Annotated in this window: 13 protein-coding genes and 2 riboswitches; of the genes, 2 read left to right on the forward strand and 11 right to left on the reverse strand. The window is 39.5% G+C overall.

Annotated elements, in window-relative coordinates:
• Positions 1-45: 45 nt before the first annotated feature.
• Together ACQKEZ_RS09310 and ACQKEZ_RS09315 are read left to right on the forward strand one after the other, a co-directional pair.
• Positions 46-1,365: a gluconate:H+ symporter gene (locus tag ACQKEZ_RS09310; protein WP_427300108.1), complete on the forward strand. Its 1,320-nt coding sequence runs from the start codon at positions 46-48 to the stop codon at positions 1,363-1,365.
• Positions 1,366-1,446: 81 nt separating this feature from the next.
• Positions 1,447-1,561: riboswitch (SAM riboswitch) on the forward strand.
• Between the two features lie 79 nt (positions 1,562-1,640).
• Positions 1,641-2,762, forward strand: coding sequence for a 5-methyltetrahydropteroyltriglutamate--homocysteine S-methyltransferase (locus ACQKEZ_RS09315; protein ID WP_427300110.1), 1,122 nt, complete (start codon positions 1,641-1,643; stop codon positions 2,760-2,762).
• Positions 2,763-2,837: 75 nt separating this feature from the next.
• On the opposite strand, the gene ACQKEZ_RS09320 is transcribed toward ACQKEZ_RS09315, so the two are convergent.
• The 11 genes from ACQKEZ_RS09320 to tenA all read right to left on the reverse strand — a co-directional run bounded on the left by ACQKEZ_RS09320 (position 2,838) and on the right by tenA (position 15,268).
• A complete protein-coding gene (locus ACQKEZ_RS09320; protein ID WP_427300112.1) occupies positions 2,838-3,953 on the reverse strand; it encodes a hypothetical protein in 1,116 nt (371 codons plus the stop codon).
• Positions 3,950-4,621, reverse strand: a complete 672-nt coding sequence (locus ACQKEZ_RS09325) for an ATP-binding cassette domain-containing protein (protein WP_427300113.1) — start codon at positions 4,619-4,621, stop codon at positions 3,950-3,952. The genes ACQKEZ_RS09320 and ACQKEZ_RS09325 overlap by 4 nt, the downstream gene beginning before the upstream one ends.
• A gap of 390 nt (positions 4,622-5,011) precedes the next feature.
• Positions 5,012-6,430, reverse strand: a complete 1,419-nt coding sequence (locus tag ACQKEZ_RS09330; protein ID WP_427300115.1) for a glycoside hydrolase family 1 protein — start codon at positions 6,428-6,430, stop codon at positions 5,012-5,014.
• A 22-nt stretch (positions 6,431-6,452) separates the two neighbouring features.
• A complete protein-coding gene (locus ACQKEZ_RS09335) occupies positions 6,453-8,312 on the reverse strand; it encodes a beta-glucoside-specific PTS transporter subunit IIABC (RefSeq protein WP_427300117.1) in 1,860 nt (619 codons plus the stop codon).
• Positions 8,313-8,625: 313 nt separating this feature from the next.
• Entirely contained in the window at positions 8,626-9,462 is an 837-nt protein-coding gene (licT, locus tag ACQKEZ_RS09340) for a BglG family transcription antiterminator LicT (RefSeq protein ID WP_427300118.1), read from the reverse strand.
• Positions 9,463-9,685: 223 nt separating this feature from the next.
• Positions 9,686-10,498 (reverse strand): YwqG family protein, encoded by an 813-nt coding sequence (locus tag ACQKEZ_RS09345; protein WP_427300120.1) that lies wholly within the window; start codon positions 10,496-10,498, stop codon positions 9,686-9,688.
• A 196-nt stretch (positions 10,499-10,694) separates the two neighbouring features.
• A complete protein-coding gene (locus tag ACQKEZ_RS09350) occupies positions 10,695-11,534 on the reverse strand; it encodes a methyl-accepting chemotaxis protein (RefSeq protein WP_427300121.1) in 840 nt (279 codons plus the stop codon).
• A gap of 154 nt (positions 11,535-11,688) precedes the next feature.
• Positions 11,689-12,423 (reverse strand): energy-coupling factor transporter transmembrane component T family protein, encoded by a 735-nt coding sequence (locus ACQKEZ_RS09355; RefSeq protein WP_427300123.1) that lies wholly within the window; start codon positions 12,421-12,423, stop codon positions 11,689-11,691.
• Positions 12,413-14,011 (reverse strand): ABC transporter ATP-binding protein, encoded by a 1,599-nt coding sequence (locus tag ACQKEZ_RS09360; protein WP_427300125.1) that lies wholly within the window; start codon positions 14,009-14,011, stop codon positions 12,413-12,415. Before ACQKEZ_RS09360 ends, ACQKEZ_RS09355 begins: the two co-directional genes overlap by 11 nt.
• Positions 13,986-14,585, reverse strand: coding sequence for an ECF transporter S component (locus ACQKEZ_RS09365; RefSeq protein WP_427300127.1), 600 nt, complete (start codon positions 14,583-14,585; stop codon positions 13,986-13,988). The genes ACQKEZ_RS09360 and ACQKEZ_RS09365 overlap by 26 nt, the downstream gene beginning before the upstream one ends.
• Positions 14,582-15,268 carry a thiaminase II gene (gene tenA, locus ACQKEZ_RS09370; protein WP_427300129.1) on the reverse strand — a complete coding sequence of 229 codons (687 nt, stop codon included), beginning with the start codon at positions 15,266-15,268 and terminating at the stop codon, positions 14,582-14,584. The genes ACQKEZ_RS09365 and tenA overlap by 4 nt, the downstream gene beginning before the upstream one ends.
• A gap of 87 nt (positions 15,269-15,355) precedes the next feature.
• Positions 15,356-15,460, reverse strand: a riboswitch (TPP riboswitch).
• Between the last annotated feature and the right edge of the window lie 53 nt (positions 15,461-15,513).

The raw sequence follows: 15,513 nt of genomic DNA on the forward strand, positions 1-15,513 counted from the left end.
GGAAGCATTTCTGCTTCCCTTCTGCAAAACAAAGGAGGAAAGATCATGTCTCTTGTCTTTATCGGACTTGGCGTTTTATTATTGCTATTGTTGATGGTTGTCTTCAAGTTAAACGCTTTCATATCATTGATTATTGTGTCACTTATTGTTGCTGTACTTGAAGGCATGTCACCACTCGAAGCCGTTGCCTCCGTCGAAAGCGGACTAGGTAGCACACTAGGCCACTTAGCACTTGTGCTTGGTTTTGGCGCAATGCTTGGTAAGTTAATGGCTGACTCAGGCGGTGCTCAGCGAATTGCCATGACCTTAATTGATAAATTTGGAATCGGAAAAATTCAATGGGCAACGATGCTAACAGGATTTGTGATTGGGATTGCTCTCTTTTATGAAACCGGATTCATCATCTTAATTCCACTTGTCTTTACAATCGCACAAGCAGCAAGACTTCCTGTTCTATATGTGGGCATGCCGCTTGTCGCTGCACTCATTACGACACATGGCTTCCTCCCCCCTCACCCAGGGCCGACTGCCATCGCAAACGTGTTCAAAGCAAATATGGGACAAACCTTATTAATTGGTATTATTTTAGCCATTCCAGCCGTTCTGATTGGTGGACTATTGTTTACAAAACTGTTTAAGAAAGATCAACTACATGCGCACATCCCTAAAAATTTATTTAACCCAATGGAATTCTCAGAGGAAGAAATGCCGAGTTTTGGCATCAGTCTATTTACAGCTGTTCTGCCTGTTTTACTGATGACATGTAAAGCATTTTTGGAAATTTTCTTCCCTTCTTCACCGCTTTTGCCAACGGCAGAATTTTTAGGCGAACCAGCGATTGCTTTACTGATTTCAGTCCTTCTTGCCATCTATACGTTTGGAATTGGACGAGGTAAGAAGATGCAAGAAGTCATGAAGTCCATTACAGATTCCATCGGATCGATTGCAATGATTTTATTAATTATCGCAGGAGGCGGCGCATTTAAACAAGTATTGATAGATAGCGGCGTCGACCAATATATTGCCAGTATGATGAATGGGAGCACATTATCACCACTACTATTAACGTGGTTGATTGCAGCAGTTCTACGGGTATCTCTTGGATCTGCCACGGTTGCAGGCTTAACTGCGGCTGGAATTTCCGCTCCACTCATCAGCTTAACGGGGGTCAGCCCTGAGCTCATGGTCATTGCAACAGGTGCAGGAAGTATCACTTTCTCTCATGTAAACGATGCAGGCTTCTGGATTTACAAGGAATATTTCAATCTATCTATTGCACAAACCTTTAAGACATGGACAATGATGGTCACCATCCTTTCCCTTGTTGGACTAGCTGGTGTTTTAATTGCTGATTTGTTGATATAAAAAAATAAATGATGAAAACCATTGACTTTTCCATAGAAAATATGAATAATTGTGTTTATTAAGAAAATTGAATCAAAGGTAACCTTATTAAGAGTGGTGGAGGGACTGGCCCTATGAAGCCCGGCAACCGCTGTTCCTCGGAACAGAATGGTGCTAATTCCTAAAACAAGTGTACATACTTGTTTGAAGATAAGGCAGAGATATTGCAATATATGCTCTTCCTTATCCAGAGGGAGAGCTTTTTTATTTGAATTTAACGAAAGAAGGGATTTCATATGACACAAGTACAAACAACAGGTAAAAAAACAACGAAACCACCATTTCGAGCAGATCAGGTGGGAAGCTTGCTCCGTTCAGAACGAATCAAAGAAGCAAGGCAACAGAAGGCTGAAGGGGCCATTACAGCAGAACAGCTTCGTCAAATCGAAAATGAAGAAATTACCCGTATTGTCGAAAAGCAAAAGGAAATTGGATTAGAGGTTGTCACAGATGGTGAGTTCAGACGTGCATGGTGGCACTTCGATTTCTTAGAAGGACTGGATGGAGTCGAAGGATTTGAAGCTGAAAACGGCATAAAATTCCACAATACAACAACAAAAGCAAGGGGTATTAAAGTCTCTGGTAAGATCGACTTCACAGATCACCCAATGCTGGAGGATTATCGCTTCCTACACAGCATTGCTGGTGACCATACAGCGAAAATGACCATTCCAAGTCCGAATATGCTCTTTTTCAGAGGAAAATTAGATGGCGATGTCTATGATAACCTCGAAGACTTCCATCATGATGTTGCCCAGGCTTATAAAAAAGCGATTCGTGCCTTTTATGATGCGGGTTGTCGTTACATTCAGTTGGATGACACAGCATGGGCCGTTTTCTTCTCCGAAAAAGGACATGAACAAATAAAAGCATTTGGCCGTGAAGCAGACGAACTTCGTGAATCCTTTGCGAAAACAATCAACGAAGCTGTTGCAGATCGCCCAGATGATTTAATTGTGACCATGCACATTTGCCGTGGCAACTTCAAGTCCACTTGGGCAGCAGAAGGCGGCTATGAAGCAGCAGCAGAAACGATTTTTGACGGCTTAGATTTAGATGGTCTGTTCCTTGAATTTGATGATGACCGTTCTGGTGGCTTTGAACCACTCCGTTATGTGAAGAACCCAAATTTACAGATCGTTCTTGGACTGGTCACATCAAAATATGGTGAGCTTGAGCCTGTAGAGAATATCAAAAAACGCATTGAGGAAGCAGCGCAATATGTGGATATCAACCAGATTTGTTTGAGTCCACAATGCGGATTCGCATCAACGGAGGAAGGCAATCTGTTAACAGAAGAACAGCAATGGGAAAAGCTGCGTCATGTGATCGAGATTGCAAATCAAGTGTGGAAATAAAACAGCTGGTCCTAAGCCGTCATGGCTTAGGGCTTTTTTGATACAAAAAAGAACCGCCATTAGGCAGTTCTTTTCTTAGTTTCGCAATCTTGATACGATATTCTCTTGTGACAGTTCTTTCTTCATGCGTTTCGTGATAATGTAGCGCACAAACCATTTATTCAGTAGAACCAAGACGAGAAGGAGTCCAACTGCTGTACCGCCAATCCATAAAATGACCTCTCCTGGTAATTGCACGAGCAAGAAAGCAACCAAGACGGCAATGAATAGTAACGCTACAACATAAACTTTTAGATTCATCTGGTCTATACTACGGTAGAATTGCTTGATCATATCCTTTGGTGACATCCCATTTAAATACAAGGACAACAAATCTCGGTTCAAAATGCTAATCAGTGTATGCATCTGACCTCGATAAATAAAAGCAATCACCACAAATAAAATGATCTGAAATACGACAAGCAACAAAAATGACAATTTTGAATTAGCGACTAATTTCTCTAGCCCTTGCGCTTGGTAGTATACAAAAACATCCTCTTCATCAAACATCCGATCAAACTGGTTCACAAACTCATAAATATCTTCTGTTTTATTTAAATTAACAATGAGTGTTCTAACACCATCGTAGTTCTCACCAATCTTAATTTGACTACTCATTTTTTTGTACAGATCTGGTGATAGGTAACTGTAATCTTTTAAGAAATAGTTCCCTTCACCTTTGTAGTACTCAATATTCGCTTCTAATGGTTCCACTTCACCATCATATGCTTTGATTTTTTTACCTTTGAACCTTTCTGGAAGCAAGATGGTGTTTTCTTTTAGATCACCCTCATAACTCACAGCCTCTTTTGTTGTCGGATTGAATGATAGAGCTGATAATATATCCGTTTCTCCATCTGCTTCAATAGATAACGAGACGTCATATTCGTAGACAATGTCTTTGACATTCGGCATACGCTTCATTTTATCTGTATCGTACTCGTACTCACCAGTTTTCGAATACCCATTAATTAAAACCATTGAAAGGCGCTCGTTAGTCAATACGTTTTTGTAAATATTATCAGCAGAAATCAGGATAGTAAATATAGAGAAAAAGATCAACATCAGCAAAACAAAATTCAAAACAGCCAATTTTCTCAGGGTCGATCGATGTTTCTTTTTTAAATAGTCAAAGACGAATAATGTTTTCATATGGATTGGTTCCTTTTATTCAAGTCGTCAAAACGAAGGACGACATCGGCTTGTTGCACAACGGTATCAGAGTGTGTAACGACTAAAATCGCCTTCGTTTTCTTCAATTCAGATAACATACCAAGCATCATCTGAATGTTATCTTTATCAAGGTTATTTGTTGGTTCGTCTAACAGAATAAGTGAATAATCAAACAGCATGATTTTCAAGAAAGCCGCACGCTGCCTTTCTCCACCTGATAGATTACTAACTGTTACATCAAGTTTCTCGCTCATTTTGAGCTTCTTAGCCTGTTCTGCTAATCTTTCATTTTCCACTTCTTGTTCATTAATTAACGAGATGACCTGCAAATTTTCCCTCACAGTCAAAGACTCAATCAAGTTCAAATCTTGAAAGAAATAAGCAATCTTCTTGCGGTATTCATCAATCTGTTCTTGATTTGTAAAATCAATGGACTGATTGAACAACGTCATCTGCCCAGCACTCGGTTTTTGAATCAATGCAATAATGTTAATAAATGTCGTCTTCCCACTACCACTTTCCCCATGAAGTGCATAAAGACCAGGGCCTTGAATATGTAAAGACAAATCTTTTAATATGATTGTATTCCCATATTGAAAGCTAAGGTTGTCGATCTTTAGCGCATCTCCTTTATTATCTAAGTTCACTAGCCATCTCAATCCCCTCTAACAACTTAAGTGTATGATTGCCATAAACACCTAATTCGAAATCGTAACTTCCTTTAGATGTGCAGTAACCTAAGCCACATTGAAAGGCTTTAATTTTTTTCTTCATTTGATCTTTTGGCACATTAAGGTTATAGCGTAATAAAAGATCAGTATATACATTGAGAATAATGTAATTACTTTATGAACCATATCTACTAATTTATTCTTATCTTCTTGATTCCTGTTTACAATATCATACTTCATAAGTGTTGTTAATAAATTATTCGAGTCCCTACTTCAAACGAATATTCATAAATTCATATATTTTTTTAAAACGTGAAAAAACAAAACCACTCATGGGATTGAGTGGTTTTGTCGATCTTAATTTTTTTATGCATCTAAATGGTCACCATTTGTGGCAATCACTTGTTTATACCAATCAAAGCTTTTCTTTTTCTTTCTATCTAATGTACCGTTTCCTTCATTATCACGATCGACATAAATGAAACCGTAGCGTTTTTTCATTTCAGCTGTTGATGCACTCACAAGGTCAATTGGACCCCAGCTTGTATAGCCAATAAGATCTACACCGTCCGCAATAGCTTCTCTCGCTTCTAGTAAGTGATTTTTCAAATAGTCGATGCGGTAATCATCTTGAATAGATCCGTCTTCTTCAACCTTATCAACAGCACCTAATCCATTTTCTACAATAAACAATGGTTTTTGATAACGATCGTATAGTTGGTTCAGTGTGATACGAAGTCCTTTCGGATCAATCTGCCAGCCCCACTCACTTGATTTCAAGTAAGGGTTTTTCACACCTGCAAACAAGTTTCCTCCTTCAGCTTGCTCTAGTACCTTTGGATCTGTACTCGCCACAAAACTCATGTAGTAGCTGAATCCAATGTAGTCGACGGTATGATTTTTCAAAATCTCCTCGTCACCTTCTGCAAATTCAATCGTAATGTCATTTTCAAGGAGATAGCGCTTCATGTACGCTGGGTAATAACCTCTCGCTTGGACGTCTGAGAAGAACAATGTTTTGCGATCCTGTTCAATCGCCGTAAACATATCCTCAGGTCTTGAGCTGAATGGATATGTTGTCATTGCTGCAATCATACAGCCAATTTGGGCTCCTGGAATGATTTCATGACACGCTTTTACTGCAAGTGCACTTGCAACAAATTGATGGTGTGCCGCTTGATATTGAATGTTTTTTGCATTTTCTCCTTCTTCAATTACAAGTCCACCACCTGTGAATGGCGCATGGAGCACGACGTTAATTTCATTAAACGTCATCCAATATTTCACCTTATCTTGATATCTAGTTAAAACCGTTTTGGCATATTTTTCATAAAGTTCTACAAGCTTACGGTTTCTCCAGCCACCGTAATTCTTCACTAAAGCAAGTGGCATTTCATAGTGTGAAATCGTGACAACCGGTTCAATACCATACTTGAGCAATTCATCAAATACCTTGTCGTAGAATGCAAGCCCCGCTTCATTTGGTTCAGCATCATCCCCATTAGGGAAGATACGCGGCCAAGAAAGTGATAATCTAAAGCATTTAAAGCCCATTTCAGCAAAGAGTGCAATGTCCTCTTTATAACGATGATAGAAATCAATGGCATCATGATAGAGGTTTAATTCTTTCATTGACTCATCGAAAGGATGCATAATACCGTTTGGCGATATGTCTGCTGTTGATAAACCTTTGCCATCTTTGTTGTAGGCACCTTCAATTTGGTTGGCGGCTACAGCACCGCCCCATAAGAATCCGTTAGGAAATGTTTTTTCTAATTTGCTCATTTTGTATGTCCTCCTCTTGTTCTTATACACTTACTGTTAACAATGAATCTGTCTCTTTAATCGAGCCCGTTGTTTGGGCTGTGATTCCTGCAAATTGATTAGAGTTTGTCACAATAATTGGTGTTGTGATGTCAAAGCCCTCTTTTTGAATCGCTTCTATATCGAATTCAACGAGCAAGTCACCTGCTTTGACCATGTCACCAGACTGCACATGACTTGTAAAGTACTTACCTCCAAGCTTCACAGTGTCAATTCCAACATGGATGAGAAGCTCTGTACCTTGATCACTCACAAGGCCAATTGCGTGTTTTGTTTGGAAAATGGTTTCTACCTTTCCGTTGAATGGTGCTGTTACACGACCTTTAGTCGGGACAATCGCTGTACCTTTTCCCATAATTTCATTTGAAAATGTTGCATCATTCACTTGGTTAAGTGGCTTAAGTTCGCCTTCTAGTGGGCTGTTTACCACTTCGTTATTTACAGCTACTGTGCCTTTTTTCTCTTGTTCTGGCTTGTCTGCTTTTGTGTCATCTTTTACTGGCACATCTTCAAATCCAAGAACAAGTGTCATAATTGTTGCGACAGCGAAGCCAATGACAAGACCAATCATTGAGTAAATAAATGTTGGACCAATAAAAGTTGGAATCCCTGGTAGACCTGCTGAACCTGCAACTACATATGATTTCGCTTTGAAGATGGACATGAATACACCGCCAGATGCTGCACCAATTAATGCTGCGATAAACGGTTTTTTCAATCTCATGTTCACCCCGTACATAGCCGGTTCTGTAATGCCCATTAATGCAGTGACACTAGTTGACATTGCAAGAGATTTGAATGATTTGTTTTTCGTTTTTAAGAATACACCGAATGCCGCTCCTGCTTGTGCCATGTTCGCTACAAACATCATTGGCATAATGTAATCAAATCCGTTTAGTGTAATGTTGTTAATCATAATTGGCAATAAAGCGTAATGCATTCCTGTAATGATCAGTGGTGACATGAAGCCCCCAATTAACACTCCTGCTAAAATACCTGCATGCTTAAACAATAAATCAATTCCACCAGCAAGACCATTCCCGATCACTGATCCAATCGGTCCAATTGCAATGAGCATAACCGGAACAACAACGAGAAGTGTAACTGTTGGAACAAGGATGATTCTCAGTGATTTCGGACTGAATTTTTCTGCAAATTTTTCAACATATGATCCAAGCCAGATCGTGAGCAAAATCGGTATAACGGATGAAGAATATACCGTTGCGATGACAGGAAGTCCTATAAATTCTGTATTTCCTGCACCTAATAATGCTGTCAGTTGTGGATGTAATGCAGCTGCTGCAATGGCTGCCGCAATATACTGATTGCTTCCGACCTTTTTAGCTACACTGACAGCAAGCAGAATCGGTAGGAAGTAAAAAGCCCCGTCACCGATAGCGGTTAAGATTGTAAACGTGCTACTTTTATCTGAAATCCATTCTAATGTAAGTAATAGGGCTAAAATCCCTTTGATCATACCGGCTCCAGCGATCGCTGGTAAAATTGGTGTGAACACGCCGGAAATAAAGTCGAACAGTTTCGAAATGACATTTTGTTTCGTTTTTTCTACTGAGTTGTCCACTTTTACATCTGTTGACAGGCCTGATTCGGCAATCATTTCCTTATAGACATTTGATACTTCATTTCCAATGATGACATGATATTGACCGCCACTTTGGTTTACCCCCATGACACCATCTGTTGATTGAAGCTTTGCTTTATCCGCTTTGCTTTCATCGTACAGGTTGAAACGAAGTCTTGTCATACAGTGCGTGACTTGCTTTACATTTTTTTCACCGCCGACGAGCTCCAGTACTTCTTTTGCCGTTTGTTTGTGGTTCATTGTAATACCCTCCCCAATCATGGTTTAAATGTTGATATAGAAAAAACCTAAACATCCATTAATGTCCAAATTACATAACGTATTCAGACACTAATCGATATTTAGGTTTTGCCTGCCTCAACAGTAACAATCCTTCATAGCGATTGATTATTATTTATTTTTTATAAGCCTATAGATACAAAAAAACCTAAATCATGCCTTATCAAAAGATAGGGACAATGATTTAGGTTTTGCCTGCTTGACCAGTAACAATCCTAAAAGATTGTGGCTTATTTAATTTATAGTTACAAATTATCATATTAATTTTATAATGTCAACGCTTTCTTTTTACGACTCTGTCTATGTGAAGTGTTAAGTACAACATTTCATCTTCTATGAGATCTCGGTTATATTCTTTTTTCACATAATCATTGATTTTCTCGGCACATTGAAAGGCATCGACGTTTTTTTCTTTGACCACTTCATACAAAAACTCGTTTTGGTTCTCCATTTGGGTTTCGTTAAAAAGTCGCTGTCCGAAAAACTTCAAATGAGTGACAAAACGGAAATAATTCAACGATTCTTCATCCAGATCAATTTGGAAATGATACTTCACAATATTTAAGATGTCCTGAATCAGTTTTGTAATTTGAATCACGTTCGGCATCTCTTCATTTAGCTCTGCATTCAAAATGTGCATCGCAATAAAGCCCGCCTCATCCTCTGGAAGATGAATGTCCAGCTTGTCCTGAATGATTGCAAGTGCTTCTAAACCGCACGTAAATTCGTCTTTGTAAAGACGTTTTATTTCCCAAAGCAAGGCATTCTTAATATCCATGCCTTTTTGGTGACGCTCTATTGCAAAAGTGATGTGATCTGTCAGTGTCACATAGATACTATCATTTAAATTTTTGTTCAAGTTCGTTCTCGCTTTATCTATGATCGCCTCACACACTTGCATATACTCGATTGGAATATCGTAGAGAAGGGTTTTGAACTTTTCTGATATATCTTTATTTTGAATAGAGAAAACCTTTTCGATCCGCTCTTCATCGATCGGATCACCACTTTTTTTCTGAAACGCGATCCCTCTGCCCATAATGACTAGTTCATGATGCTCATTATCATAAGCACTGACAACGTTATTATTAATCACTTTCGAAATGATCAATTGATTCCCCCCAATGCATTCCGCTTTTTCGAGCTTTTTATGATTAAAAAACATCCATTGTTTTATTATATTCAAAAAAGAGGACTTTAAGATGATTTTACATTTTTTTTCGATGTGGTCAACTATAAATTATTACATTTTCACACGTAAAGATGACGAAATAGAGGGACAACTGTCTAAATCTATATAAAAAAACACTCAAAACAGAGTGTTTTTTACAAATTCAGGAACAATCCCAGTTATAAACGATATTCTCAAAATTTTTCTGTTTTAGGTCCTCTGGCTTGATGAAAAAATTAGCAATTCCACAGTCCCCCCACATTAAATCCACCTCATCATCTGAGTCAATTTGAAGGAGTAGCACTGTGTGTTCCTTGTCTTCATAAGCGCGCGGATCTTCCTGAGTGAAGCCTGGGTAGCCTCCGATTTTATGACCAAATCCACTATGTGTTTCATAAAATTCATCCATTAGCACATCTGTATCATCTTCATGATCACTGATCGATTCGAATAAGTCCCAACTGTTTTTCCCTACTACTTTTTCAAAACGGAAATCATCCGCACTGATCGTCTCACTCGCTAATTCTCCAGTGATCGCCCCCTCCTTCGTCGCAGGGAAATAAAAATCTTCCGGTGTTTTAACAAATGAGAAGTCTGTCATCAAATCTTCCTCTTTTAAAAATGGTTCTTCAATAAACTTAATATGAAAATCCTTCTGTTCTGTTTTTTGATCAATATTCATTCCATATAAATCGTCATGAACGGAGATGAAAATTTGCAGTAGACCCGATTCAGGGTAATCTTCGAGCTTTGGAAGCTGACTGAAGTTAAGTTGAGCTAATAGCTTCATCGGATGTCCTTCTCCATCAACAGGGTATGTATCCTCTTTAGGAAAATAAGGATCACCTAAGATCTTACTGTCATATCGACCTGTTTTCCCTTGTTTCATGCTTAAACTGATGATCGGCTTCTCTGTTTTTTCTAAAAGTGAACGGTACGGCTCTAATTTTTCTTGCAGTTTAGCTGAATGATTCACGAGAGAGTCCGCCTCCTTGTTGTTTTGGTGGATGCCTGGATCGTAAGGCTTCCTCTCTCTATCATACAGAAGTCTCACGAAACTGTCAGTGCCATCTTATTCATTTTGGACGTGAATATGTGTAAAAAAAGAGCGTTTACTCGCGCGATTTGTAATCATAAAAACCCCCATCATCGGATGGAGGCGCAAAATTTTTTTATGATTTAACTTGATAGTTGACTAGGCTCTCAGCTAGAGTTTTCATCGTCTCACCAGTTTCATGCAATCCTTCGATGATTTTTGTGAAAGTCGCAACTAGCTCTGCTTGTTCCTCTGATGAGGCAACAATTTGAGAAATCTCTTCTTCCATTCCTTTAATAGAGCTTTGCACATCTTTTAATGCTACTTCGATATCAGTTGTTGCTTGCTTCGCATGTGTTGACAGTTTTCTTACTTCGGTTGCAACAACACCAAAACCAGCACCTGCTTCCCCAACTCTTGCCGCTTCAATGGATGCATTCAATCCAAGTAAGTTTGTCTGATCAGAAATACCTTTGATAAGATTGGAGACTTGAGTAATTTTAGAGGAATTTTCGACAGTGGTTCTTGTGTTATGAAGAATCTGTTCACTTGTCGCCTGTAGTTCCTCGGAATGTGCTGCAACTTGCTGTACCATTGCGACCAACTTATCTGAAATGTTGTTGCTTTCCGTCATAATTTTATCTAGACGTACCTGGTTTGTTTGATCATATGAAACGCAAAAAACCGCGACCACTTTTCCGTCGTCCTCGGTGACTGGTATCGCAACGACATCCATAGGGATACCATATACTTCTTCAGGAATTTGAAGAAAAGCCGGTTCTCTTCCGTTCTTCAATATACCAAAGTTTTCAAACTGAGGAGTTAGCGCATCTCCTGCTTTAAACCCGAGGTCGATGTCACCATTTTGATGATAATATAGTACTTTATTTGCATTCATTACAGTGAAGGTAAGTTGTTCTCTCATTGCAAGTCCGATAATTGGTAAAGTGTCAATTAGGTTGTCTATCTTTGTCATTAGTTATTGTTCATCCTCTCTTTTTTTAAATCATTACATCTTATATCGGTTCGTTATATGACCTATTCCAGTTTTCATTGTTTATGATTCTACATCAAAAGATCCAAAATATAAAAAAACCCGCATTCTATCAAGAGAATGTCGGGGTATTTTTTTAGATGGAAAACATGAAAAGGATGACACACCCACATAAGAGAAAAAGATATAAATAGTCTTTCAAAGAGGTGGTCAGCACATGATAATACGTTCGCTGTCTTGTTCCTGTAAACCCTCGTGCTTCCATTGCAATGGCAATACGCTCTGACTTCCGCACACCTTGTGTAAATAAAGGGAGAGCATAACGAACAAACGCCTTCCAGCTGTTCTTTTGCTTATAGCCTCTAATTTTGTGTGCTGCCTTCATTTGTTTCAGTTCAGTTTGAAACAATGGGATGAACCGAAATCCAGCAAGCATACCATACGCCCACTTAGGCGAAAGACGGCATTGGTGAATTAAACTCATCATAAAAGCTGTTAAATCTGTCGTTGAAGTAAAGAGCAAGCCAAAGGTGACAAAACCAAGCATTCGAAGCGCTATCGTCAGCCCGTTTTTCAGGCTTTCCCCTGTTATATGGAACCACGCCCATTTCCAAACGGTATGATCACCTTTACCAAATGCCGCCATCATCCAAAACACAAGGATAAAAAAGAAGAGATATGGAACAAATCTTGTGAACAAGTAGCGAAAGTTCCATCCTCCCAGAACGAGACCAATTCCAATCGCCAATAAACAAATGAGCAACGTCTTTACCGGATCTGTTATCGCCATGAGAAAACACATCACAAGCAAATGAGCAAACAATTTCACAGCAGGATTTACCGTTGATAAAAAGGAATGATTACTTTGCAACAGTCAGCACGTCCTTTCGCTCCGACTTATATTGATAGTGTAATGGAGCCATTAACTGATATGACTTAACTAGCTCACGATTTGAAAATAAAGCATATGGATGACCGTCGAACACATGCCTGCCTTTATGAAAGAGAAGCACTTGATCTGAACATTCATCAACCAGTTCCATATCATGTGTGACCATAATGATCGTTGTTCCTTGCTGTTGTCGTTCCTTTAGACGCTGTACTAATTCCTTTGATGTTTTTTCATCTTGACCAAATGTCGGTTCATCAAGAAGAAGGACATCTTGATCAAATAAAAGCATGGTGGCAACGCTTAGTCTTCTTTTCTGCCCAAGACTTAAAGTGAAGGGGTGAACATCTGCATGTCTGGAAAGACCAAATTCAGCAAGAAGCTGGTTTGTCTTTTCCAACACTTCCTCTTCAGGCCAATTCCGCTGTCTTCCCCCAAATGCGATTTCATCAAAAACCGTATCCTGTACAAATTGGAGCTCTGGATTTTGAAAGACAAATCCCGCTTTTTCATACAATAATCGATCAGACCATTTTTTTAGGTTTTTGTTTTTAAAGAGAATCAGACCTTTTTTCACAGGCTCTAAACGAATCAAATGCTTAAGGAATGTACTCTTTCCACTCCCATTTTCACCAATGATGGATACCCAGTCTCCTTTTTTGATCTCCACTTGTAATTGATCGATCACTGCCTGCTTTCCATATCCGATACTCAATTTTTCAGTTTGAAGGATCGTGTCGCGAGCCTCATCATATCTGTTTAACCATCGCTCTCTTCTCATCTCTAAAATGCGATGAAACTTTTCTCCCATCGGATGATACCGGTCAGCAATAATATTTGACCATTTCTCGGGAAATATTCTAGGTCGCCAAATACCAGCAGCTTTCATCTCATATTCAAATTGACATACAATGTCTTTTGGGTGACCATCTGCTAAAATTCTTCCTTCATGATCTAATAAAATAACGCGATCCATCCATTCGATGACACCATCTAATACATGTTCCACAAAAATCATCGTTTGATCTGTGTCATCCGCAAGCTGTTTGAGCAATTGAAATACTTCTTTTCTTCCAGCAGGATCAAGCTGTGCCGTCGGTTCATCAAAGAATAATACTTCTGGCTCTAACGCGAGTAAACATGCTAAGGCTAACCTCTGTTTCATCCCACCAGACAATGTTTGAATTTCCGTATTGGGATCAATATTGAGACGAACTTTCCACATAAGCTGTTGAATGATCCCATCCATGTGCTCACGAGGGATCGAACGATTCTCCAAACTGAATGCGATTTCTTCATTCACCCGATGCATACAAAATTGCGAATCAGGATCTTGAAACATGACACCCGAATGCTTTTTTAAGGTGGCTTCTCCTTGTACTTCTGCCTCTACATGCTCAGGAATAATCCCAGCAAGTACAGAGATAAGCGTCGATTTCCCGCTACCGCTTGGACCAAGAATTAAGACTTTTTCCCCTTTCTGAATCGAAAGAGATATGTCTTGCAACACAGGATGTGACTGCTGAAAAAAACGGACTGTTAGGTTATTGCACGTGAGAAATGAATCCATGTTGTTCACCTTTGCTTCGTTGCGCTCTCATGATGGCATATTGATTGAGCACACCTGTTTTTGCCAATGCATCTACTACAAATTTCGCAAGTAAACCACCGAGAATCACTCCACTTATGATCTGCGTTCCGAGCGTCGCCAGCAGGACTTCAGGTGTATAGTAGCTGAACCCTTTAGCGATTAGACTGTAAGTCATTGCGCCTACTGCCGCCAAACCGCCTGATAGCATCAACACCCAAACGTTATATCGTTTATATCCGAAAAGCGCGAAAGCTATTTCTGCCCCGATCCCTTGAAAAACTCCGATCAGCAAGGCAGATAAACCGAAGTGGCTACCCGTTAACAGTTCTACCGCTGCCGCTGCTGTCTCTGCAATGAGTGCCGCTCCTGGTTTACGAATAATATACGCTACAATCGGGCTCGCAATCACCCAAATACCAAACATGATGTTGCCTCCTGCTGGACCAACAAGCGCAGTAATCGGCAGATAAAGAGTGGACCAGCCTAAATAAATCACACCACACGCAACAGATAAAATGACGGCAAGTACAACCTCTTTCATTTTCCACGTCATGATGAGTGCACCTTCATAGCAACTGGCCACTCTTCAACGGTGAATGCCATCTCCCAAAATCGATACTCTAGCTGACAACTTAACATGAAATGTTGTTTCATGTTTTCTTTTTCCTTATCACTAGCTTCTTGCGCCCATTGATCAAGTCGTTCACAAAGCTCGACTGTAATGGAATCTGTGATGCCACCGTAAAAAGTGATCCAGTCATAAAATGGGTGAGACGGCTCTGGTTGAACGTCTGATAAGAGCCTTTGCCCAATTTCCCAGTATGTCCAAGGACAAGGAAGAAGCACAGCCAAAATTTCCCCAAGCGAGCCCTCTTTCGCTACTTGAAGCATGTGATGTATATAATGATGTGCGCTTGGCGCAAGGGAATATCCTTGTAAGTCTTCATATTGAACTTGAGCCACCCGACATAAATTTTGATGAGGATGTGTCTCACTATCTAGTATAAAGGCGATTTGTTTATGAAAAAATTCGATATCTTGGCGATCTGTACATTTACTGATAGCTGCCGCATAAATCTTGATGAAAGCATTAAGATATTCAAAATCCTGCTTCACATAATGGATCAGCTGTTCTCTCTTTAGATTGCCTTCAGCTATCCCTTTCACAAATGGATGATGGTAAATAGCCTCAAAAATCGGTTCTGCTTCTTGTCTTAATTGTGCTGAAAAACGCATTAAAAAAACCTCCTCTTCTTCATCTTGAATAAATGAAAAAGCCACCCCAAAATGGAGTGGCTTTGTAAATTCAAGAATGAATGAGACAAGGTGCCAACTCCACTTCCCTCCGCTAGTACGAACTAGATCAGGTTCAAAGGGTCCAAGATTTTCTCTTGTCTCAGTCACAGCATGACTCCCCTAGTGGACTTTCATCATTTAATTATCTTTACTCTACACATGAGATGAAATGATGTCAACAGTCA

Source organism: Bacillus sp. NPDC077027, assembly GCF_050269555.1.
Taxonomy (GTDB): domain Bacteria; phylum Bacillota; class Bacilli; order Bacillales; family Bacillaceae; genus Bacillus.